Origin of the sequence: Arenibacter sp. P308M17, assembly GCF_003426735.1 — a bacterium.
GTDB lineage: Bacteria > Bacteroidota > Bacteroidia > Flavobacteriales > Flavobacteriaceae > Arenibacter.
Window position 1 is genome coordinate 160515 of record NZ_QVON01000004.1, and the last position, 25380, is coordinate 185894.

Genomic DNA, 25380 nt, shown 5'->3' on the forward strand with positions numbered 1-25380 from the left:
TTTTCTATTTATTAAATTGAATATTTAACAATGGGTTAAAAACCAATATTGGCTCCCAATAAATATGTTCTAGCCTGCGGGTACTGGGCATAATCCACATTTAATTGATTCCCTTCCGTTATACCCAATTCGGGATCAAAGCCTGAGTAGCCGGTGATGGTAAAGACATTTTGTCCGGTGACATAGAACCTCAATCGGGATAATCCAATTTTATCGGTAATATCCGAGGGTATGGTATAGCCCACGGTAAGGTTTTTCAACCTTAAAAAATCTCCTTTTTCAATAAACAGATCGGATGTCCTATGATTTAAATTGGTGCGTAAAGTAGAAACCCTTGGGATCTCATTGCTCGTACCCGGCCCTGTCCATCTACCGGTAATGTCCGAGTAAAGATTAAAGGGATAACTGGCATCCAAGCCCTGCATTCTGTCGGCATTATAAATTTCCACTCCGGCAACGCCTAAAAAGAACATGGTAAGATCAAAACCTTTGTAATTTGCACTGGCATTTATACCATAGGTCATTTTGGGATGTGGACTTCCAATAATTTCCCTATCCTTATCATCTATTACATTATCATTATTTATATCGATAAAACGAACGTCGCCAGGAACGGCTCCAGGTTGTGTCGCGTGGCTATCAATTTCTGCTTGGGTCTGAAAAAGGCCATCTGCCCGCCATCCAAAAAAAGTACCAATTGGATTTCCTTCATAGGTGCGCACAATTTCCTGATTGGGCCTTCCGTATAATGGGGATCCCAAAAAAGTACCACTGACCAATCTTACTACTTCATTTTTAACAAAGGAAGCATTGGCCCCTATGCTATATCCAAAATCTCCCTTGGAATCTTGCCAGTTCAATTCCATTTCCAGACCTTTGTTCCTTACCTGTCCAATATTTAGAAAAGGGGAAGGGTTACTACCTTGGGAACCGATTACAGGAGGTCTAAGCAACATATCCTCCGTATCCTTTATGAAATAATTAAAATTGGAGGTCAATCTATTGCCCAAAAAGCCCATATCGATACCGAAGTTGGTCATCCTTACCGTTTCCCAGCTAATGTCCTCATTGGCATAACTTACCTGGTTGGCCCCTACTACATCAACGCTACCGTCCAAACCAAGGGAATATCTTTGTCCACGGCCAATTCTTGCCAAGTATTGTAGTCTATCTATATTCTGATTTCCCAATTCTCCCCAGCCACCGGTTACTTTTAAATTATCCATAAAAGAAACATCAAAAAAGGGTTCCTCGGATACCCTCCAGCCCAAAGAAAAGGCGGGAAAAACACCGGTCCTGTTTCCTTCAGCAAATTTTGAGGATTCGTCGGACCTTACTGTTGCCGTAAGTATGTATCTATCCAAATAAGAGTAATTAAGTCGACCGAAAATAGATTCCAGTCCGTCATGTGCCTTATATTCCCCATTTCCGTTCAATTCCCCTGATCCAAGAAGGCGCTGGCTGGGATCTTCGTCCGGTAAATTTTTGGAACTCGCAAAAAATCCTTGATAATCAAATGATTGCTGGGTATACCCCGCAACAACTCCTACTCTATGATCCCCAAATATTTTATCATAGGTCAGGAAATATTCCATTAAAAACGAAAATTCCTCGTCGTAGTTTCTACTGGCATTGTTTTCGGTGGTGGTCCTGATCTGATCCAGCACTTGCGAATTAAAACTTCTCCTGTCCCTAACCGAGGCATCCACTGCAAAATTCGCCTTTAATTTTAAGTCGCTGGTCAATGAAACTTCAGGGGAAATACTGGTAAGCAAACGCGTTGTACGATCATCGGCATCCAATCTTTCGATCTCAAAAATGGGATTGTTGATATCTCCGAATTCGCCACTTATTTGATTGGAACTATACTTACCATCGCTATCCTTGATAGGTAATCCTGGGTGAAAACGTATGGCGCTCCAAATTAATCCATTTTGTGCGGAAGTTGTATTGAAACCAGTGGTGGTCCTTGAGGACAAGGACATGGTCTGCCCTATTTTTAACCACTTCTTTACCGTATGGTCCGAATTGATCCTTAGGCTGATCCTATCGGCAGCAGATCTTTCAATGATCCCTTCCTCATTATAATAACCCAAGCCAAACAAAAAAGTTGAATTTTCGTTCCCCCCACTAATATTGAGGTCCACATTCTGGGTCATGCCCGTTGAAAAAACGGCATCCTGCCAATCGGTAAGTTGTGTTTGGTATTGTGGATCCTGCCAAATGGGGTTTACCGGAATATCGTCATTGGCGTAACGCTCCCTCTTTATTTCCGCCAAAGTGGGTGCATCCAATACATCTAGGGTCTTAACCACATTGGAAAAACCGGAATACACATCAACATTCATATTCAACTTTCCCGATTTTCCTTTTCGTGTAGTTACGATGACAACCCCGTTAGCTGCCCTTGTACCATAAATGGCCGAGGCGGAAGCATCCTTTAAAACTTCGATGGACTCAATATCGTTGGGATTGATCCCATTGATATTTGCAGTAGCGATTCCATCAACAACATATAGGGGATCTGCATTGTTCACCGTACCGGTACCGCGAATCCTTACGGCCACAGACCCTCCAGGAGCACCACCATTGGGCACTACCTGAACACCGGCCATTCTTCCCTGCAAGGCCTCATCAACCCCTGAGACCGGTAAATTCCTAAAATCGTCCCCTTTAACGGAAGAAATAGCTCCGGTAAGATCCTTCTTGGCCGTTGTACCATAACCAACAACGACTACCTCATCCAGAAAATTGGCATCCTCCTGCAGCTGGATGTCAATATTGGTATCTTGTCCAACGGACCTTTCCATTGTCTGCATCCCTAAGTAGGAAAACACCAATATGGCATTACTGGAACTTACCTCTATAGTGTAATTGCCATCAAAATCGGCAATGGCACCATTACTGGTATTCTTTTCCTGTATGGAGGCCCCGGACAGTGGGGTACCTTCGGAATCGGTGATATTTCCACTCACCGTAATGGGATCCTGTACTTCGGCATCCAAGGAATTGGATGCATTGGCCCATCCTTCGTGGGCACCCAAACCAAAGAGAAGGGTGCTAAGCAACAAAAAGTGCTTCATTGCATTTTTTGGTAAAAAACTTACATTCCTCCATTTTTGCAAATAGAAGGAAAATACCAAGTGTTCTTGTTTTTTCATCTACAGTTTAATTCGTTAGTTGGTTTCATTTTTCAAGTATACTAATGTAGTAAAACGTTTAAGCGCATCATTAAAAATATCATCGAACAATGATGATTTTACATATTAATAACACAAAATTTACATTGAGGTATATTACAACAGTTGTACAAATAGTATAAATCTAAGGTAGTAAAAAGAAACATTGGTTGCACCAGTGCATATAAATATTTTTTTATCCTTCCAAGGCTGTGCCCATAGAAGAATTTTTCCGAATCCTGCCCCGGTTTGGTGTTTTTAAGGATCAATCTCAAAAGTTGTGTGTGAATTGGAAAAAGATAGAATTTGCCAGCCCAAAATCATCTTCTGTTCATTTTTTGCATCGCCCAAATGCAGAGCATTCATGAATACCAATAAAAAACATAGCCAAACTGATGAATAAAAAACGAACCAAAAAACGCTAGGCTGATTTTAAGCTTTAACTAGAAATTATATTGGTATAGCTTTTAAGGGAAGAGTTCCCAACCTATTATATCCTAAGACCGGACCGTACAAGTCCTAATCCATTGGAAATCTATCCCTATCCCCCATGTCGCCATGTACGCTTATGGCAATCAACGCCAGAATTGCCAGTACCCCAAGCACGATAAACAAATAGGCAAGCCATCTTTTAGGAGTTACCTTATCCATTTCCACATAAGGGAACTGGAAACCATTGGCATGCAGCAAAGCAAAAATCAATATTATGTTCAATACATAAAGATGATGGTTAAGGTGCATTTCCCCTCCAAAAATCCCTGTAACAGCATAACTCATAAAGGTGTATGCTATGAGCATGATAAAAAAGGTAGCCATAACATCCTTTTGGGAGAATTCTTCTTTTTTAAATCTAAAAAGGATGGATAGCACCATTGCCAACAATACCAAAAGGACCATTATAGTGCTTGTGGAGGCAATGGATTCTATATTGGGCAGTTTCTCCAAACGTTTGGCAATATGGGCGTAGGTCAAGGATTCCCTGTAAACGATCAAGGGAATAAAAAGCACCACAATGAATAGGGCGGACCAGTTTTCCCACTTTGTTGCCCTTGGAATTTCTTTAGGCCACTTGGAACTGAACACTCCATAGGCCATTCCCGTACCGCCACAAAAACCGATACAATATTCCATAACATTCCACATATTAAAAGGAATCTGCCAAGTATTTCCAAGTACCTGTAAAAAATTACCAAAGCTAAAACCAATACCCCCGCCCAACATAGCGTAAAAGGCCACCCTAATGGCTGAATTTCTCTTTTCCCTGGCCATATACCATAACATGGCCAATCCGGCACCAAAACAAAGTGCCCAGGCCTCCGATCTCGGAGGTGTCATTTTAAAGCCGATCTGCTCTATTAGGAAGTAATAACTTATAATTCCCCCTACCGTCATTTGCGAAAGCAACGCACCCCACCTTACCCTATTTTCTTTTGTAGAATCCAAGGTAAGCCCTACCAGGCCGCCACCCAATAAACCAAATAAACCTCCAATAACGAAGAGCATTCCCAGGCCGTAATATGCATTGACAAAGTTATCCGCGAAACCATAGCCTACTACCCTGCCATAACTGATCATTCCCCCGGCTCCCCAACCTATGGCGGATGCCAAAGCCACCAACATCATTTTGTTGTACCAGTCTTTTCTGCCGGAAACGATTACCAAGGCCAGCCCCCCTATTGCTCCTGCCCAAGCGGCACCCTGTTCATGTCCAAACTGGCCCCGAATGGCCCAGGCAGTGGCCAGAGACATGGCTACTATCAATACTTGAATTCCTATTTTTTTAGTTTTCACACCTTTAAAATTTTGTAGTTATCCGATGAACTCATCTTGACTTTTTCTATTACCTGCAAAATCATCATTTTGCACCCTAATTTTGTCTTTTTCTCTCACCGTAGCGCTGCTATGCTGATCCAAAAAGCCTTTATTAGGGCACAAAAGCATAACTTTTCGGTTGAAAACAAAAAGTCAAGATGAGTTCAATAAAAAATTAATTAAAAAATATCTTAGTACATGACAAAATTTAATTCCGCATGATTTTCCTCAATTTTCGGCCCCGACCCTAAAGCCCGCCTGTCCGCCCGTTCCGGTACGGACGGGAACGAAATAGTCGGGCAGGGGAGAAATCGAGGAAAATCAGGCTCCCCTGCCTACCGGACAGGCAGGCTTTAGGGCTGGGGGAAAAGCTGATTTTCAGAGAAACCTAGAAAGGTCGATTTCTATCATGCATTAAAATATATACCTAATAATAAGAGGCAGACCTTATGGAATGCCTCCTATAAAATTGCTAAACTAACTCGAATAAAAATTAACTAATGTTATGTTACGTATGTTTTGTAATTGAATATAGGTCTCGACTCCGCTCGACCGGACAATCTATCGTCTCTTCGAGCGCCCGTTCGGGCGAGGAGTTGAGAAGTCATTTCACGGTTAACTTAACACTAATACGGTTTTCCTGTACCCTGAAGCAACCACATTTTAGACCAGGCGCTGTTATTGCTAACATCTTCCCCTTTAAATGGGGTGGTTTCCAATTTACTTATAGCGGCCTCGGCATTTTGTGTATTGTTGTCTATTTCATCTATGTGATAATAGAAACGCAGGGGCAATGCGGCACGTTTTGATGACGGACCTGTTTGAAGATCGGGCAGCCCGGTTCTTCTATAATCGAACCAAGCTTCGGTAGCCGCGGACCAACTGGCGATCCACTTTTGCTCCATAATATCTTCCAGCCCCCCATAAGGAGCACCCAAAATATAATCATCATACTGGTCCCCAACTCCCCAGGCTTCCATAGACTGCCTAATTCCTTGGTTATAATGGCTCTCCGGACCTCCGCCAGCCCAACCTTTGAGAGCTGCTTCCGCCAAGATAAAATGAACCTCGGCGGCAGAAATCAAACGGGCCTTTAATAAAGGCCCATTGGCGGCCTTGTAAATATCATTAAGTTGTGAAACACTGGCATTGTACAAAGCCTGTGTAGCATCCTTTTTTAAATTAAAGGCTGGTCCAAAAGGAATAGCTGTTGGTATTCCCACATATTCCTTATCGAAATCCACCGGAACACCTACAATTTCCAAGTGGTCGTCTACCAATTTTTGGCCCACATATCGTTCCCCATCCCTAATCTCATCGGTATCCTCCGGTTCGCCTACGGCCAAAACCAAGGGTGTTTCAATTTTATTGGCCCATACCCCTAATCTGGGATCGTCCAAATCCTGTAAGGCATCCACCAAGGTCTTGGCCATTTTTATCCTGAAATATGCTCCCTGGGGATCGTCATCGAAAGCTGTATTGGTAGGCCAGGAATCATTTACGGTATTGCCTACATAAGCCATTGCCGCATCATCGGCAGCATTTAAGATTAAAGGGTACTGTCCCGGATTGGAGGTTATCCTGCCAATGCCATCCGCTGCCAGACCGGGTTCTTTGTCCGATATGCGCATATAGTACCTAAGGGCCAAAGAATTGGCAAATTTTCTCCATTTGGCAACATCCCCACCAAAAAGCACGTCCTGATCGGCTTGTATGCTAAAGTATTCACTCTGGTTCTTGGACAGAAGGGTATTGGCCCTGCCCAAGTCGGTCAAAATCCCCAAATAAATATCTTTCTGGTCATCAAAGGCCGCATCAAAAAATTCAGCTCCCTCATCTCCCCTAAGGGCTTCGGAATAAGGAGCATCCCCCCATAGATCCGTAATCATGCCGAACAAATAAGCCTTCATCACCAACCCAACACCAATATGGAATTCCAGATTATCGGCTTCCGCCTTTTCTATCAAAGTTTTGTTGTTGGTCAACAAGCTATAATATCCGTTCCAACTGTGGGAACGATTGTTCCAATCATAGGCATTGTGGCCACTGGACCAACCATCTTTTTGGGTATGTTGCATCACCCCCGCAATGTCCCCAAATCCCAAACCTACCACATTCTTGGCCGTGCCTGAGATTACTGTCCCCACCAACAGATTGGGATCCACATTTTCCGAACCAATTTGATTGGGATTTTCGTTCAAATCCTCTAGGCCATGGCAAGAAACCAATACGGTAAGCCCCAAAACCATTATGGCCATTTTACTTTTTATCTGATACATCATGATCTTAGTTTTTTATTAAAATGTTATACCAATTTTAAATCCGACGGGAACTACCCAGGGGTCCACATTATAGCGCTCTATGCCTTGCTTAAATTGTGTTCCGCGTTTATCCCTTCCCGATTCTGCCTGAAATGCCCTTTCCGGATCAACACCAAAAGCAGAATCCTTGGTCCACAACATAATATTACGGCTATATACGGACAAGCTAATATTGTCCAATCCTGTTCTATCCAGAAGTTTACTGGGCAAACTATAGCTTAAGGAGATTTCCCTTAACTTAATATAATCTGCTTCGAACATATGTTGGGTTCCAAATTCCCATGGATGTGACGCTGCAAAAGGGAAAAATATAGTTCCGTCTTCTCCCAAATTCTCACTTTCCAATATAAAATTACCGTTCTCATCATGATATCCCAACACTCCGGGATAAAATGCACCATCATAGACAACACTTCCGCCAAAAGTTTCAGGAAACCCACCTTCTCCGGGAGTTCCGCCCACGGGGTAAAAATCATCCCCGAACATCAATTGATCGGCATTATCCAAAACCCATTGCTTCAATTCGGGTCCGGCCTCGGCTATTCCGGGATTCACCAAATTATCCAAAAGCTGTTGACCATAGCCATCCTCCACCATGTACCTGGAAGTCTGTGACATATATTCTCCTCCCGAACGCCAATCGAAGGTAAGGTTTAAGGAAAAGTTTTTATAGGTAAGACTGGATTGCAGACCCATAACAAAATCGGGATTATAATTTCCAACTTTTACACGTTCCTCCTGTGGAAGAAACTCCCCTTCATCCCCATCAATCAATGGATATCCAAAATAAGGAGAATTGGTATCGGTTACCCTAAGTTTTCTTGGAGAATAAATATTTCCTACCAAACCGTCCTCGCCCGTAGCCGGATTGGCCACATATGCTCTGGACACACTTTTGTTCTCGCTCCATAATTCAATATAATCTACCCCTGGGGCCAGGGCAATAACTTTGGATTCATTGGTGGTATAATTCAAATTTAGATCCCAGTTCCAATTTTCAGTTCTAATGGGCGTAATGCCCAAGGACAGTTCATAACCCTTACTTTCCAATACCCCTGCATTAATGCTCACGCTATTGTATCCAGAAGACCCCGGAATGGGGATACTGGGTACAATCTGATTTTTGTTTTCCACTGTATAATAGGTGCCTTCAAACCGGAATCTATTATTGAACATGGTCAAATCCAATCCCAACTCCTGTGAAGTGGCCTCTTCCGGCTCCAGGGTGGGTGTACTCAAGCTCCCGGGAGCCGAATATAATACTGCATTTTCCCATTGACCGGCATTGTTGTAATAGGCCCCTAACTGATAAGGATTTGTATCGTTACCCACTCTTGCCCAACCACCTCTCAGTTTAAATAGGTCTACCTTGGGAATATCTATTACCTCACTTAGGAGAAAACTTAAAGAGGCAGAGGGATAGAAATAAGATCTATTGTCCACCGGCAGGGTACTGGACCAGTCGTTCCTTGCGGAAACATCCAGATACAGCATATCCATAAACCCAAAATTCCCTAGGGCATAGACACTATTAATTCCCCTTTCACTCATAAAACTGGAATAATTAAGCGCCGTTGGGGCAATATTGGAAACCGTAAAAAGATCCGGAACCACAAGTCCGACCCTGGATGCGGCCGAATTATTAAGCCCCGTATTCTTTTGGTACATCAAGTTCCCGCCCCCGGAAATACTGAAATCGAAAGCGCCCAGATCCTTGGTAAAGGTAGCCAATAGGTCTACGTTGGTCTCCACCCCATCGGTCTTGGAAATACCATAGGTACCATTGTTCGTTTCCCCACTGTATCCGGGCGACATTTTGGTCTCCTGGGTCTGATTATACGTATTTAAGTTATAACTGCTCCTTATTTTAAAGGAAGGCGAAATATTCCAGTCCATTACCATATTTCCATAGATCCTATAACGGGAGTAGCTGTTGTTTACCCCATAGGCCAGAAAATAAGGGTTATTATAGCCCGGGGCCAAGGTCAATACGTCCGTTCCAGGTAGATCATAATCCCTCAACAGGCCCAGATCAATATTGCCAGGAGTGGAATATGCCCATTGCAGGGGATTGGCACCCCTGTTGGAAGCAGGCCGGTTATCGGCAAAACTATGTACCACATTTACATTGGTACTGAAAATTAATTTGTCGTTCAAGTTAGAGGAGGCCGACAGGGAAAAGCTATTCCTGTTGACGTCGGAATTGGGTACCAAGCCCGTATTTTGCATATTGGTCACCCCCATTCTGTAATTCATAACCTTGGTACTATTGCTGATCTCCAGACTGTTGGTTGTTGTAATTCCGGTCTGCACAAAATTCTTAACGTTATTGGGATAGGATTTCAATTCGGTAGGAATTGGAACGCCATTGGCATCCAAAGGCGCATTCCATTGTACCGCAAAATAGCCCTTATCCAATTCCGGACCTCCATTGCCCCCGGTCAGCGCTACATCCGGCATGAGGTAACTACCCCCCTGCGATTCAGGGGAGAAGGAAAAATACCCGGACGCAAACCTAGTTTGTTGATCCAAAAACCTATAGGGAACATCAAATACCGTATTGGTGGTAAAGGAAACTTTCATCTTTTCATTATCCTTTGCCTTTTTGGTAGTAATCAACACCACCCCATTACCTGCTCGGGAACCGTACAAAGCTGCAGCACTGGGTCCTTTTAGGATACTGACATCCTCAATACTATTGGGATCCAAATCCGACACGGCATTTCCATAATCCACACGGTTATCATTACCAAACCCCCCTATATTGTTCAAGGAATTGGATACCGGAACCCCATCTATCACAAATAATGGCTGGTTGTCGGAACTCAGGGAAATGGCACCACGTATCACCATACTCACGGAAGAACCTGTACCTCCCGTAGAGTTTAGGGTAACACCGGCCACCTTACCGGACAAGGAATTTAAGACGTTCTCCTGGGCCACCCTGGTCAGCTCCTCCCCAGCTACATTTTCTACCGAATATCCTAAGGATTTATCCTCCCTTTTAATACCCAGGGCCGTTACCACCACCTCATCCAGGGCCTGGGCACCGGGCACTAGGGCAATGCTAATGGAAGTTCTTCCATTGACCGCCACTTCCTGTGTCTCAAAACCTAAATAGGAATAGACCAATACTCCATTTCCATTGGGGACATTAATACTGTAATTGCCATCAAAATCCGCAGACACCCCTTGGGTAGTACCTTGTAATACTATACTTACCCCTGGCAAAGGCATTCCGTCTTCAGAGGACGTTACATTCCCCGATACCGTATGTTGTGCGGATTGTGCCGTTGCGGAGGTAGTTCCCAAAACTAGCAGCATCAGGAACAATTGCCCTACAATCCGTATGTTGTTTTTTAAATATGTGTTCATAAAATTATATTGTAGTTAGTTATTTTTATGATTGATTATCCATTATAAAGACTATTGAACCACTTCAAAGGTCAGCACAAGTGCGTGGGTATTGAGTGGCGCATAATCTGGGGAGGCAGATACAAACATGACCGCTCTCATTGTATTTTCCTTAACCTCTTGGACAATTACCCTTCTCTCATAATCTATAATACCAAAAAACATGGTTCCAGAAAAGCTTAGCGTAGTAACTCCATTGTAGGTTAAAGCCCCTCCAGGACCATATACGGATCCAACAGTTAAATCAGCACCTTCTTCATAAGTAAAAGTGGCATCCTCCTCAGGAGTATACAGACCTGTACAAAGGCCAAAATCTTGGTTGATACTTGGATTTTTAATTCCAGCCCCTCCTGTCGTCAAGAATTGATACACCAAGCCACTAAAGGCCGCCCCATCTTTTATATCCATAGAATAGCCCCCATCATAATGAAAGGTATACTCATCCTGATAGACCTCGCCCAATCCCAATCCTGAGCCAAATATACCGGAAGGAAGCGGTTTTGGCGCTTCTTCATAGGCGGTCAGTTCCGCATCGGCATTGGCAAAATAATCCCCCGATGAATGGATACTGGAAATCCTCCATGTTTTACCATTTTCCGCCAAAGGTCCACCGGTTAGCAATACATAAGGTGTTATCTCGATTCCAATCCTCATCTCCTTGGTTAAGGTTGTCCCATCCTCGGCAGTAGCTGTTAATTTTGTTTCATAATACCCGGCTGCCGCGTAGTTATGAACAGGATTCTTTTCTGTACTTGTAGTGCCATCCCCAAAATCCCATGTCCATGAAACGGCATTATTGGTCAACCCCTGGAAGGCTACTTTTTTTCCTACCGTACTCTGAAAAATATCAGCGGTAAAAGGAATATCTTCCGTACTGGAACTATCATCTGAGCTACAGGAAGACAGGGATAGCAGCATCGAAAATAAAACTCCATACAACAGTATTAGATTCTTTTTAGTCATAAACAACAGTTTTTAGTTAGTTTTTTTTGCAGTCAAAGATCAAAAATTACCATTTACCAATATCTTGTTACCAACTTGATAACCTCCAGTTAACGATATGTTAATATTAGAACCTTTTGAATGCACTATTACCAAAAATATGTTTAAATTTTTCAAAACAATTCAGATATATTATTAAATATACATTAAATATTAACCCTCGATTTAAGAAAATAAATATATTTTTGTAAAACAAGTCAATATTCTTATTAAGTTTTATGCATGCATAATAGGAGCATTTTTTAACATTTAAATGTGAAAATTTATGGAACATATTTCTTACAATTTTTGTAAGCCAAAGTTGCTACTGCAAATCCTTTTCTTTTTAGTTTCCATAAGTATCCATTCGCAGCAACTAAAGGCCGGCGCGGCCAAAAGAATTATTACCCCTCACCCGCTTATTTTGGTTTCCGGCGGCGTAGGGACCCCCAAACCCGCTACTGAAAAAAAAGGGGAACTTTATGTTAGGGCCATGGTACTGGAAAAAGGGACGGAAAAAATAGCCATTGTCAATATCGATAATTTAGGATGGCCTGCGGCACTAGGCAATAGGGCCAGAAAATTGATCAGGGACATTCCGTTCAACAATATACTCATAGGGGCCACACATACCCATAGCGCTCCCGACGCCTATGCCTTCCCGGACGAAAAGGGCAATTATGCGGCAGATTTAAAATATCTTGACTGGTGCGTTACCCAAATTGCGGATGCTGTAAACGAAGCCTCCGCCAATTTGGAACCCGCCAAATTAAAGATTGCGGTAGGCGAAGCAAAAGGAAAAATAGCCTACAATTATTACGCCCCGGATCTGTACGATCCAAGGTGCGGTATCATACAGGCCCTTGGTACCAAAGGAAAAAATAAAGACCTGCCCATAGTAACATTGGTAAACTATGCCATTCATCCAGAGGTAATTGGCAACGATCAAGGAATACTTAGTCCTGACCTTATAGGCCCACTTTATGATAGGATTGAAACCAAGGCAGGTGGGATGGCCCTTTTCATGAACGGTGCCCAAGGGGGCATGGTAACGGCAGACAATAGAAAGGACAATAATAAGGAGGCCAATGATTGGGAGGAATGTAAACGCATAGGAAACCTTCTGGCAGATGAGGCCCTGAGGATTTTATCGGAGGCCGAAATCCAAGAAGACCCGGTACTCTTTTGTACCTCCGCCCAGGCCCAATTCCCGATAGATTCGGAAATGATGCGCTACATTTTAAATAATTCGCCTTTAAAAATGAGCGATTCGGATCGCTTTATCAATACCACCCTTAACCTAATAAATATTGGAACGGCGCAAATCCTGACCATACCAGGGGAAGCCTTGCCCAATATAGGATATTATTTAAAAAGAAACATGCCCACGGAACATCCATTCCTTTTTGGATTGACCAACGACGCCTTTGGGTATATATTGACCAAAGAAGATTTTAACAGTTTTAAAAAATATACCTATGTAAGTAAAACCAGCCTAGGGGAAAGAACAGCTGAAATCCTAATCAAGGATTTATTGACCCTAATCCAGAACAGTCCAAAACCCAATAAATAATACAATAACAAAAAAACAATAAATATCTACATATGGAAAAATTGGCTTCTATTTTTTTATCCATTTCCTTGCTATTTATATTCTCCTGCAAGGACAGCCCAAAGAAACTAGTGGAAAACGTTGCCCCGGCCGTAGCTGAAATAACTCCCACCAACGCCCTGCAAAGTTACTTGAACAATGAGGACCAAACCTTTAAGTGGGAACTTAAGGAGGATTATCCCATTGGCGATGTAACGGCCTATGAGCTATTGCTTACCTCCCAAAAATGGAGGGAAGATGTCTGGACACACGAACTTACCGTTTTGGTGCCCAAGGAAGTTGCCCATGACGGGGCCCTACTTTTGATAACCGGAGGAAGTATAAAAGAAGGGATCCCCAATTGGTCTTCCAATGAAGAAGATAAAAAATCCATCAGTTTTGCCCAGGTGGCCCAAAAGAACAGGGCCATAGTGGCCATTGTAAGACAGGTGCCCAACCAACCGCTATATGATGGCCTTACGGAAGATGCACTCATATCCTTCACCCTGCACAATTACAAAAATGATAAAGACCCCACCTGGCCCCTATTGTTTCCCATGGTAAAAAGTGCCGTAAGGGCCATGGATGCCGTACAGGAATTCACCAGCAAAAATCTTCAGAAAGAGGTTACTCGATTTACGGTTACCGGAGCGTCCAAAAGAGGGTGGACCACATGGCTGACCGGTGCAAACGACAAGAGAGTGGAAACGATCGCTCCAATGGTAATCGATGTTTTAAATATGCCCGTTAGCCTGGATTACCAAATTACGGCCTGGAACGAATACAGTATACAGATCAATGACTACATTAAACTGGAAATTCCCCAAACGGTGGGTACAGAGGATGGAAAGGCCATAACGCAAATGGTGGATCCCTATTCCTACAGGGCCAATTTAACCATGCCCAAATTAATATTTATAGGGACCAATGATGAATATTGGCCTGTGGATGCCATTAAAAATTATATCGATGACATTCCCGGTGAAAACTACATTCACTATGTACCCAATGCCGGCCATGATCTGGGAGATGGCGAACAGGCTTTAAGGGCCTTAAGTGCATTCTGGGGCAAGGCGTTGAACAAGGCGCCCCAGGCTTCCCTGTCCTATGATCTTACAACTGATAAGACATCGGCCACCCTAAGGGTCAAAACCTCTTCCGATGAGCTTCAAAACGCCTACATATGGTCCGCAGATTCCTCGGACAGGGATTTTAGGGATGAAGAATGGACCTCCAAACAATTGGATTCCAAAGATCATGACCATATTTTACAACAGGTACCATTTCCTCAAAGTGGCTTCAAGGCTTTTTATATCGATTTGGAGTACACAGATCCCAACGGAGGAAAATATACCAAGAGTACCAGAATGTATGTAGCGGACGACGATGAAATTCTTTAACAAAAAAGGTAAATATTGGTTTATCGGCATTATCGCCTCGCTTTTATTATTGCTATTTGCGTTCATTTACGCCAATGATACCAATACGACTTTTCCCGTAAATGAATATTACGCCTATGACAGGGCCATATCGCTTAAAGATTCCCTAAGCCTGTTAAAGGATACTACAGATTTTAAACTTTACCATGTTTCCTATACCAGTGTCCATGACCAAAAGGTGACCGGCCTGTTAAGTATCCCAAAAAATAAGGACGTTCCCCATCCCGTAATTATCTTAATGCACGGCTTGGGGGACAACAAAAATGTGGATTACGTAAGCTATGGCAACGACCTCTTCCTTAAAAATGGGTATGCCGTGCTCAGGCTCGATTTTAGCCAACATGGGGAACGAAAAGGGGATTTTTACGACTTTAGCCTTACCGGAAAATACAAACACTGGAGCAGGGACATTATTGGCCAGACCGTATTCGACCTTAGGAGGGCGGTCGACTTTATTGAGACAAGGAAGGAACTGGATGCCCAAAGAATTGGATACTACGGCATAAGTTTAGGTGGAATTACCGGTACTATATTTTGTGGAATAGAGGACCGTATAAAAGTGCCTATAGTGGCATTGGCAGGCGGACAACTAAATTTATTGTATGAAAGAGAAGCCATTACCAAGGAAGCAAAAGATTTTGTTAGCCTCATTGAGCCTTTGAACTTTGTAAAACAGATCGCCCCCCGGCCGCTGCTCATGTTAAATGCAAAAAATGATGAAATAGTACCTCCATTAATGAGTACCCTGCTCTATAAGGCGGCAAAGGAGCCCAAAGAGATAATCTGGTACGATTCAAAACATAGGGATGCCCCGTTGGATACCATATTTGGAGATGGACTTAACTGGTTTAAAAAATATTTATAAATAAAACTTAATCAAAATGAAAAAATCCTATCCGATCACATTATCACTGAGCTTCTGTATGACCCTATTATTAAGTAGTAGCTGTGGGGAAAAGAAAAAAAATGCGGATGAGGCCATTAACAACACCTCCCTGGAAATGGAGGCACCGGTAAATCCAAAAAACTGGGCCGAAAAACTGGGCTGGCCTGCCGGTAAAAAGGTAATCATGTTGCATGCAGATGACATAGGGATGTGTCCCGAGGCGAACATTGCCGCCAAGGAACAGTTGACCAAAGGGGAAATACAATCCGCTGCCGTAATGATTCCCTGTGCCAACGCAGAAGAATTCATCAATTGGGCCAAGGAAAATCCTGCCATGGATATTGGCCTGCACCTTACACTAACCAGTGAATGGAAAAAACACCGTTGGGGTCCCATTACCCCGGATGCAGAAGTCCCTGGACTATTGGATCCGGAAAACAAACTTTGGAGGAGCGTTCCCGAAGTAGTGCAGCATGCCTCTGCCGAGGAGGTGGAAAAAGAAATACGGGCGCAAATTGAACAATCCATAGCCTGGGGCTATAGGCCAGACCATATAGACACCCATATGGGTACCCTGTTCGGCGATCCCAGCTATGTAAAGGCCTACATGAAAGTGGCCCAGGAATACGGCATTCCGGCAAATATTATCGATATATCCGTACCATCCGTTCTGGCGGAATTTAGGGCACAGGGCTATCCTATGGATGATTCCGTGGTGAAAATGTCGGAAGAGTACACCTTGCCCAAATTGGACTTTTTTTCCAGTGCACCAAAGGCGGATACCTACGAAGAAAAAGTGGAAAGTTTTAAAAGCTTGATAAAATCGCTGCCACCCGGACTTACAGAGATCATTTTTCACCCCTCCGTAGAAACCGATAACCTAAGGGACATTACTGGTTCATGGCAACAAAGGGTTTGGGAATCACAAATCTTTGCCGATCCCGATCTCATCAATTTCTTTAAGGAAGAGGAAATAATTTTTACCAATTGGAAAGAAATTATGACCCGATTCAATGCCATGAAATAATTGGGAAGGCCCTGGTTAAACACAGGCAACCAACCCAAAAATAAGGGTATTCCCCTTTTATCCATAACAGAAATAACGTACTTGACAACACCATAATTTAACGTGAGCTCGACATAAAAACAACTGCAAGACATTGATTTCGTGTAAACTAAAAAATTGCTACTGTCTCCTAGAGGCCCTAGGAATTTTATTTTTCAAGCGGATAAAATGACATAATTTTAAAAATTTGATTTTAAAGTACATAACAAATATGATACTGGTTGAAGGATAGTTAAAGGTTTCAGTTATAAATCGAAGGTATCCAGGTGGTCATTTCGAATGCATATGAGAAACCGAAGGTTCAGCGAAGCTAAACCGAAGGTTCACGAATACCCCTAAAATAATACAGCATGAGCTAAATCGCACATCTAGCTCCCGGCCAGTATATGTGACTTCTCTCCCGATAATTATCGGGAGTCCCGAAAAGGGACTCTGTCGAAGTGACGATCGTTGCCCAGTTCATATCATTAATATTGAGAATTTAGGAGTTGAGAGGTTATTTTATTGTAATGCCTTTACAATGAGGTCTCGATCCCCGCCCGAACGGACCGTTCGGTGCGGGCGGGCGCTCGACCGGACGGGTGTGAAATAAATAACTGATTTTACACAAAATATATATTGAACTCACGTTATTTAACAAAAATATTATCAGATATTTTGTTTTTGGTAAATTATAATGCAAATCCAATAAAATATAATAAGGAAAATAATTATTAAAAAGTTTTATTTGTGTATCTGCCAATGATGGGAGAATGATAGTGATTTACTTTAAACCCTTTTTGTCATGAATTCTACCTCTGGAATTATCCTAGCCGTTTCATTGATCATTATCATGTTCGGAATGGGCCTATCATTGACCCTTTCGGATTTTAAGCGGGTGGTTACCTATCCCAAGGCTATGGTTATTGGCCTTGTATGCCAGATGTTGTTGTTACCGACTATAGGATACCTTATTGCCATTACCCTAAGCCTGTCCCCAACTACCGCCATAGGTATTATGTTATTGGCCGCCTGCCCCGGGGGACCAACATCCAATATGCTGACCTATTTGGCCAAAGGCGATTTGGCCCTATCCGTTTCCCTCACGGCGGTATCCAGTATAATTTCGATTTTGACCATCCCTTTCATTGTACAATTTGCACTGGAAGAATTTTCGAATGAAAGTATGGCCATTTCGGTCGATGCCATTACCATGATAAAACAATTATTGGTAATTGTTATTATACCGGTAGGAATTGGCATGCTAATAAAAAATAAATATGAAGCCTTTGCGGACAAGATGGAGAAGCCTGTAAAAATAGCTTCCGCCTTCATATTTGTATTGGTGATCATTGGAGTGACCATTAGTATCAAGGATGTTTTTATGAGCTATTTAAGCGAAGCGGGGCTGCCGGCATTATTACTCAATGTGAGTACCATGACCATAGGGTTTTTAATGGCAGTACTTTTTAAGCTAACCAGGCCACAGGCCATTAGTATATCCATTGAAACAGGGATCCAAAATGGAACCCTGGCCATAACATTGGCAACCATTGCCCTAAACAATGCAGAATACTCCATTGTGCCGGCCATATATGGCCTGTTGATGTTTATTACGGCCACTGTAATTATTTTTATTAGAAAACCACTTGGGGTGAAAGATGAAATGGGCCTTGAAAAAGACTCGACCAATTAATCCTGATAAACATAAGATGGGAAGAAATCAATTTATTGTTGTCCTTATTTTATTTATCTTTTTTGTCATTTCGTTCCTTACCAATATATTGGGCCCCTTAATTCCGGATATTATCTCGGATTTCAAGGTTAGCCTTACTATGGCCGCCCTATTGCCGTTCGCGTTTTTTGTCGCTTATGGCGTATTTTCCATTCCCTCCGGCCTTGCCGTAGAGAGCTACGGCGAAAAACGGGTAATCTTGGCCGCGTTTTTAGTGTCTTTTTTTGGAGCCATTTTGTTTTCTGTTTTTCCAAACTTCCCCATTGCCCTAGTGTCCTTATTTTTAATTGGTTCAGGGATGGCCATGTTGCAAGTGGCCATAAACCCCTTACTTAGAGTAGCTGGAGGTGAAGATCATTTTGCTTTTAATTCCGTAATGGGCCAATTGGCATTTGGAATGGCCTCCTTTATTAGTCCCTTCCTATTTTCCTATCTCGTACTTAACTTGGAAAATTACTCCGGCCCCGGCAATGCCAATTTAATTATCAATACATTTCACAATATAGTTCCAGAGAATCTGCCTTGGGTTTCCCTTTACTGGACATTCGCAATTATCTCATTGATCATGGTCATCCTCATATATCCCATAAAATTGCCCAAGGTTGAAAAAAATGAAGATGAAAAAGCCGGCACTTGGGCCACGAACAAAGAACTGCTAAAAAACAAAAAGGTAATCCTATACTTTATGGGCCTATTCGCCTATGTTGGTACAGAACAAGGTGTAGCCAACTGGATGTCCCAATTTCTTTCTGAATACCATGGGTTGGATCCCAGAATAGAAGGAGCCAATGCCATTTCATTATTTTGGGGACTATTGACGGTGGGCTGCATATTAGGACTGCTCCTATTAAAATTTATGGATAGTAAATTGGTCCTTAAAATATTCTCTGGTGCCGCTATTTTAAGCTTGACAGCTGCACTGTTCGGCACTGTACAAACAGCTGTTTTTGCCTTCCCCTTGGTAGGTTTTTTTGCGTCGGTCATGTGGTCCGTTATTTTTTCCCTTGCATTAAATTCTGTCAGGGAAAACCACGGAGCCCTCTCCGGCATATTATGCTCGGGAATTGTAGGGGGCGCTGTAGTACCCCTCATTGTTGGGGCATTGGGTGATTTGATTGGCCTAAAAGGTGGTATGCTCTTTTTGTACATCACCCTAGGTTTTATTTTTAGTATCGGATTTTGGGCCAGCCCCCTGGTAAACAACAAAACAATAAAACTTAAACGGTTTTTAGGGAACAATATGGGATCTGAAGCTTAATGTTAGTAAATTATGGTCATTAGAACAGTACTTGCCCTATGCATGGTTTTATTATTTGTTGACTGTAAAACAAATGAATATGACCCTTCACGACCGCCGGAAGGTTTTGCAAATAACATGGGCCTTAAAGTAGCCTATACCCTAGGGACCATTGAACCGACCCTTACCAAGGTAACTATACCGAAAAACATAGAAGTACACAAGGATATCGTTTACAAGATCATAGACACCACAGCATTAAAACTGGATATATATAGCCCTAAGGCCTTAAAAAATGAAGCCCCCCTTATTATTTTTATTCATGGAGGTGCTTGGGAAAAAGGAAAGAAAAGCAATGTTTTACACTATTTGATCAGCTATGCCAATAAAGGATATATTACGGCAAGGTGTTCTCATATATTCAATATCATACAGATATATTCCTTGAAAAACATTTAAAATCATGATCAAAAATATATTTATTTCCTTATTTACACTGATCTTGGTGCTGGGCTGTAAAGCGAAACAATACGATGAATCCGAACCCCCAAAGGGATACTCCAGCAATACCACTTTAAAGTTGGCCTATACCACCGGAGCATTAAAGTTAATTGAAAAAGACTTCCCTCTTCCCGAGGATATACAGGAATACAAAGATGTGGTCTACAAAACCGTGGACTCCATGCAACTTAAATTGGATATTTACCATTCCAAGGACATACAAAAAACTATGCCCCTAATCATTTTCATCCATGGCGGGGCATGGAAAAAAGGAAATAAGCACGATTATTTGGTGTACTTAAGCAGTTACGCAAAAAAGGGTTTTGTAACCGCTACCATTCAATATAGATTAACGGATGTGGCAAAATTTCCTGCACAGCTCCACGATGTGGAAGACGCTGTTCGGTGGCTCAAGCTCAATGCGGCCAATTACCATATAGATGCCAGTAAAGTGGCCTTGGTAGGGGGATCCGCAGGCGGTCATTTGGCCATGCTGAACGCCTATTCCAACACTCCGGAAGAAGTGGATACCAACGGGATTTCTGCAAATGTACAGGCCGTTGTAAATTTTTATGGCCCTTCCAACCTCACCGATGAAACGGCCATCAATGCCTCTTCGGTCCAATATTTAATAGGCAAATCTTATGAAGAGGCCCCAGAAATGTACAAAAAGGCCTCGCCCTTATTTCTGATCTCCAAAAAAGTACCCCCAACCCTTACCTTCCAAGGTACCTTGGACGAGTTGGTGCCTTATGAACAATCGGATATATTGCATGCAACTTTACAAAAGGCAGGTGCCATTTCCTATTACCACAAACTAAAAGGATGGCCACATACTATGGATGCCTCGGTAAAAGTGAATGCGTACTGCCAATATCACATGGATCGTTTTTTTGAAAAGTATATCCCATTAAACTAAAAGGCCAGAATTTTCAATTGTTCAACAATCATCTAAATCTACATTATGAGACTTATTTTTTTATTGTGTACCCTGTTGGTAGTATCGTGTAAAGGAAAAATGGAAAAACTGCCCGATGTGGTTCCCTTGAACCATCCCGCCATTCTAGAGCAGGAATTTATTTATGAATTGGAAGATGCGCTTACCCCGGAATGCCATGCCTCTACAGTAGAAGTAAGTAATGGGACCGTTATCTCCTCTTGGTTTGGCGGTACCGAAGAAAAGAACGACGATGTGGGGATATGGGTATCCCGCAAAACAGCTGGTTCATGGTCTACCCCTATCGAAGTAGTAAATGGCGTGCAGGAAGATGGTTCCAGATACCCTTGTTGGAACCCGGTCCTCTTTAAACCAAAAGACCAGCCCCTATTTTTATTTTACAAGGTAGGGCCAAGTCCAACGGAATGGTGGGGGCTGTACATGACCTCTGAGGACGATGGAAAAACCTGGTCCAACCCTATAAAACTTCCAGATGGGATTCTAGGACCTATAAAAAATCAACCTATACAATTGGCAAGTGGTGAAATACTTTCCCCATCCAGCACCGAAGATGAAGGGGCAGGTTGGCAGATACATTTGGAACTGAGTTCGGATAACGGAAAAACCTGGTCCAAGACCCCGCCCCTTAACGATGGCAAAGAATTAGGTGCCATACAGCCTGTAGTCCTGAATTATGGCAACGGAAAATTACAGCTTTTGAGCAGAACCGAAAATGAGGTTATTGCCGAGAATTGGTCCAACGACTACGGTAGCAGCTGGAGCAAAATGAAGGCCACGGCATTGCCCAACCCAAATTCCGGTATTGACGGGGTAAGCTTAAAGGATGGTCGCCAATTATTGGTATACAATCCTACCGGTAAAAACTGGGGGGATCGGGTACCTTTGAGCCTGGCCCTGTCCAATGACGGTGTAAAATGGAAACGCGTCCTGGATCTGGAACCCTTAAGGGAAAATACGGATAAGGAAGGGGAAGAATATTCATACCCAACCATGATACAAGCTCCGGACGGGAAAGTCCATATTGTATATACTTGGAACAGAAAAACAGTGAAATACATTGTTTTGGATCCACAAAAACTTAATTGAGAACTACAATGGGAAAATGGTTTCGCAGATTGCTTAGAGTTATAGGGGTGCTGATCCTACTACTGGTGGTTCTTTTCTTTTTTGCAACCAGCACTATTGATACCACACCCTATTTTGAGACCGAATATTACAGGAATACTATTGAAAATATTGAGGAAGCCTTTAAAAATAAAACCGAGGCAAAAGGCCCTATGCTTGCCGGATTCGCAAGGACCAATATAACCCCAAAGATCATAAGCGGTACTTCGGACCCCACCAAAGGCGAATTCAACAATATTAAAATGGCCGGTTATGGTAGTGGCAAAATAGCAACGGCTGTTCATGATTCCATTTTCGCCAAAGCCATCGCAATTGAAGTGAATAATGAAACCGTTGTTTTTATCAATGCCGATCTGGTGGCAATACCGGAAGAGGTCGTTAAAAAAGTAACTGACAACCTAAGGGGCAAAATATCCAGAAAACAGCTTTTTTTTGGGGCTACCCACACCCATTCCAGTATTGGCAATTGTATGCCCGGGTATGTGGGCAAAAGTTTCGGTGGGGAATATCGGCCAGAAGTAGTGGAGTGGCTTGGGCAAAAATTTTCTGCCCTTATTATACAGGCTTTGGCAGACAAACAGCCCTCACAATTTTCTTCGGGCTATATTAAAGTCCCCAATTTGGTACGCAATAGGATCATAGGCGAGTCCGGTAGGCTCAATGACAAACTGGATTTAATAGCATTTACACAGGAAAACGGTAAAAAAGCTACCATTGGCGCTTTTTCAGCCCATGCTACCGTAATTGGCACCGACAACGAACAATATACCGGGGACTATCCAGGCTACTTTCAGCGCCATTTGGAAGAAAATGGTGTTGACCTGGCCCTCTTCTTTGCCGGTACCGTAGGAAGCCACAGTAACCAAGGATTGGGCGAGAAATTCGAAAAAGCCAAATTTATTGGGGAAACCCTTGCCGACTCGGCACTATCGGCCTTGAACAAAATGGAATATAGGACAGATATGGATCTGACCACTATATCTTCGAAAATAGAAATCCCGAAATTGCAATTCCTGTACATATCGGACCGCCTACGTCTTTCCCCCTACCTTGGAAGTAAACTGATGCCTAAGACGAACCCTATCCATATACAAGGTCTTAAACTAAGTAATCTCATTTGGTTGGCCCTGCCATATGAATTGAGTGGGGAATACGGTCTGGATTTAAAAAATGCCCTGGAACTTCAGGGGTACAATTCCGTTCTCAGCAGTTTTAACGGGCAGTATTTAGGCTATATCGTACCTCAAAAATATTATTATTACGACACCTATGAAGCGCGCTTAATGGGATGGTACGGGCCAAGTATGGGCGATTACCTAATGGAGCTCAATTTTAAAATGGCCAATGAACTAACGCATACCAAGCTATAAAACCATTAACAATGAAAACTGTGAAAAAGGGATTGAAAATATTTGGGATCGTTATCCTTTTGGTCTTATTGGTCGGGGCATCGATTGTGATGTACAATTGGCGCGATCGCCATCCAGATTATTCCATCGATCTTAAAATAGAAAACAAAACGCCGCAACCCATTACGGCCGGATTTTCCAAGAAACCCATTACCCCTACCATTGTGGATACCTGGAACGATGCCAATGGAAACAATAAATATAGCATGGATGAAGGCGACACCTATAACGACAACAATAACAATGGGAAATTTGATGCCTACTGGATAGCAGGAATGAGCAATGCCAAACCTGCACAGGGGGTGCATGACGATGTTTGGTCTCGGGTAATGGTGATCGATGATGGCAATAGCAGGATAGCCATGATTTCCATGGACGCCATTGGTTTTTTACATGGCGATGTAATCGACATCAGAAAACGAATCCCTGCCGAACTGGGAATAGATTACACCCTATTGTCCTCCACACATACCCACGAGAGCAATGATCTTGTAGGCATTTGGGGTGAAAACATATTTAATTCGGGAGTAAATCCGGAAATGATGGAATACGTCAAATCTCAAACCGTCGCCGCCATTACCGAGGCCGCCAATAATTTACGTCCGGCCAAATTGGTTTTTGCCGAGGATCTTTCCGGGGAAGATGGCAAACTCATCAAAGACACCCGAAAACCAATTGTTAAGGCTACCGGGATACATCTAATGCAGGTCCTTGATGCCGAAAACGATACCACCATGGGAACCATTATCAATTGGGCCAACCACCCGGAAACCTTATGGGCCCAGAATTTATTGATCAGCTCGGATTTTCCACATTATATACGGGAAGCCATGGAAAATGGTGTCTACAATGGAGAGGAATTGATGGATGAAGGACTGGGCGGGGTGACCATTTATTTTTCGGGAGCCATTGGTGGACTAATGGCACCGCACCCCTCCTTGGGCATTCCAGATCCCTTTACCGGAGAAGAATATTTTGAACCCACTTTTGACAAGGCCAAGGCATTGGGGGATCAAATTGCCCTAATGTCCCTTAAGGCCCTAAAACAAAATGGCGATACTTTGACCAATTCCAATATTTCGTTGAGGGCCAAAACCATATATGCACCTTTGAACAATACCACCTTTAAGATTGCCAGTGGTATGGGCCTAATAAAAATGGGCATGCCGGAATATTTTAAATCCAGAACGGAAGTGGGCGCCATTCGCATAGGCCCTGCCCTATTCTTAAGTATCCCTGGGGAAATATATCCCGAAATTGTATATGGTGGCATAGAGGCTCCAGAAGGGCGGGAGTTTAACATCCAGCCTATGGAGATACCGCCACTCCAAAATTTGATCAAGGACAAGTATAAATTTTATTTAGGTCTTTCCAATGATGAAATTGGATACATCATACCAAAAAGTGAATGGGATACGGGAAAACCTTACCTCTATAATGATGAGAGCGATACCTATGGGGAAGAAAATTCTTTGGGACCGGAAACAGGGCCCATAATTTATAAAGCACTGGCGGAAGTCATTAAGGAATTGGACTGATCAGGCAAGAACACCCCTAAAGTCTCCTCAAGCGGACAGTTCTTGACAATACTATACCAAGGTTGTAGCCAATGGGCAATAGGCAATAAATATAGAAATAAGAAGTTATAATCGCAGCGAATAGCATTCGCCAATTGCTTAACCATAATATAATTTACCAAGGAATTTTATTGCTTTTCAAAACCTATGTACTTTTAGTCCAAAGTGGC

Annotated in this window: 16 protein-coding genes; 11 read left to right on the forward strand and 5 right to left on the reverse strand. The window is 42.7% G+C overall.

Annotation, left to right across the window (positions count from 1 at the left end; translation table 11 throughout):
• Nucleotides 1–35 precede the first annotated feature (35 nt).
• The 5 genes from D0S24_RS11445 to D0S24_RS11465 form a co-directional block, all read right to left on the reverse strand.
• Nucleotides 36–3161: a TonB-dependent receptor gene (locus D0S24_RS11445; protein ID WP_117020006.1), complete on the reverse strand. Its 3126-nt coding sequence runs from the start codon at nt 3159–3161 to the stop codon at nt 36–38.
• 537 nt (nt 3162–3698) lie between these two features.
• Nucleotides 3699–4970, reverse strand: a complete 1272-nt coding sequence (locus D0S24_RS11450; protein WP_117020007.1) for a hypothetical protein — start codon at nt 4968–4970, stop codon at nt 3699–3701.
• Between the two features lie 647 nt (nt 4971–5617).
• Nucleotides 5618–7273 (reverse strand): SusD/RagB family nutrient-binding outer membrane lipoprotein, encoded by a 1656-nt coding sequence (locus tag D0S24_RS11455; protein WP_220377751.1) that lies wholly within the window; start codon nt 7271–7273, stop codon nt 5618–5620.
• Nucleotides 7274–7288: 15 nt separating this feature from the next.
• Nucleotides 7289–10687: a SusC/RagA family TonB-linked outer membrane protein gene (locus D0S24_RS11460; protein ID WP_117020009.1), complete on the reverse strand. Its 3399-nt coding sequence runs from the start codon at nt 10685–10687 to the stop codon at nt 7289–7291.
• Between the two features lie 51 nt (nt 10688–10738).
• Nucleotides 10739–11689, reverse strand: coding sequence for a PKD domain-containing protein (locus tag D0S24_RS11465; protein WP_117020010.1), 951 nt, complete (start codon nt 11687–11689; stop codon nt 10739–10741).
• A 304-nt stretch (nt 11690–11993) separates the two neighbouring features.
• Here D0S24_RS11465 and D0S24_RS11475 point away from each other — a divergent pair, with 304 nt between their 5' ends.
• From D0S24_RS11475 to D0S24_RS11525, 11 genes are all read left to right on the forward strand, one after another.
• Nucleotides 11994–13280 (forward strand): hypothetical protein, encoded by a 1287-nt coding sequence (locus D0S24_RS11475; RefSeq protein WP_220377752.1) that lies wholly within the window; start codon nt 11994–11996, stop codon nt 13278–13280.
• Nucleotides 13281–13312: 32 nt separating this feature from the next.
• Nucleotides 13313–14698, forward strand: a complete 1386-nt coding sequence (locus tag D0S24_RS11480) for a PhoPQ-activated pathogenicity-related family protein (protein ID WP_117020012.1) — start codon at nt 13313–13315, stop codon at nt 14696–14698.
• Nucleotides 14685–15602, forward strand: a complete 918-nt coding sequence (locus D0S24_RS11485; protein ID WP_117020013.1) for an alpha/beta hydrolase — start codon at nt 14685–14687, stop codon at nt 15600–15602. Before D0S24_RS11480 ends, D0S24_RS11485 begins: the two co-directional genes overlap by 14 nt.
• A 16-nt stretch (nt 15603–15618) precedes the next feature.
• A complete protein-coding gene (locus D0S24_RS11490) occupies nt 15619–16650 on the forward strand; it encodes a polysaccharide deacetylase family protein (protein WP_220377753.1) in 1032 nt (343 codons plus the stop codon).
• Nucleotides 16651–17473: 823 nt separating this feature from the next.
• Nucleotides 17474–18364, forward strand: a complete 891-nt coding sequence (locus D0S24_RS11495) for a bile acid:sodium symporter family protein (RefSeq protein WP_117020015.1) — start codon at nt 17474–17476, stop codon at nt 18362–18364.
• A gap of 16 nt (nt 18365–18380) precedes the next feature.
• Nucleotides 18381–19661 carry an MFS transporter gene (locus tag D0S24_RS11500; RefSeq protein WP_117020239.1) on the forward strand — a complete coding sequence of 427 codons (1281 nt, stop codon included), beginning with the start codon at nt 18381–18383 and terminating at the stop codon, nt 19659–19661.
• A 12-nt stretch (nt 19662–19673) separates the two neighbouring features.
• Nucleotides 19674–20099 carry a carboxylesterase family protein gene (locus tag D0S24_RS11505; protein ID WP_181938076.1) on the forward strand — a complete coding sequence of 142 codons (426 nt, stop codon included), beginning with the start codon at nt 19674–19676 and terminating at the stop codon, nt 20097–20099.
• A 4-nt stretch (nt 20100–20103) separates the two neighbouring features.
• Nucleotides 20104–21060 (forward strand): alpha/beta hydrolase, encoded by a 957-nt coding sequence (locus tag D0S24_RS11510; RefSeq protein ID WP_117020016.1) that lies wholly within the window; start codon nt 20104–20106, stop codon nt 21058–21060.
• A gap of 45 nt (nt 21061–21105) precedes the next feature.
• The gene (locus D0S24_RS11515) at nt 21106–22185 is read left to right on the forward strand and encodes an exo-alpha-sialidase (RefSeq protein ID WP_220377754.1); all 1080 of its coding nucleotides are present in this window, start codon (nt 21106–21108) and stop codon (nt 22183–22185) included.
• An 8-nt stretch (nt 22186–22193) separates the two neighbouring features.
• On the forward strand, nt 22194–23594 hold the full coding sequence (locus D0S24_RS11520) for a neutral/alkaline non-lysosomal ceramidase N-terminal domain-containing protein (protein ID WP_117020018.1): 1401 nt from the start codon (nt 22194–22196) through the stop codon (nt 23592–23594).
• Between the two features lie 11 nt (nt 23595–23605).
• A complete protein-coding gene (locus D0S24_RS11525) occupies nt 23606–25171 on the forward strand; it encodes a hypothetical protein (RefSeq protein ID WP_220377755.1) in 1566 nt (521 codons plus the stop codon).
• Nucleotides 25172–25380: the final 209 nt, after the last annotated feature.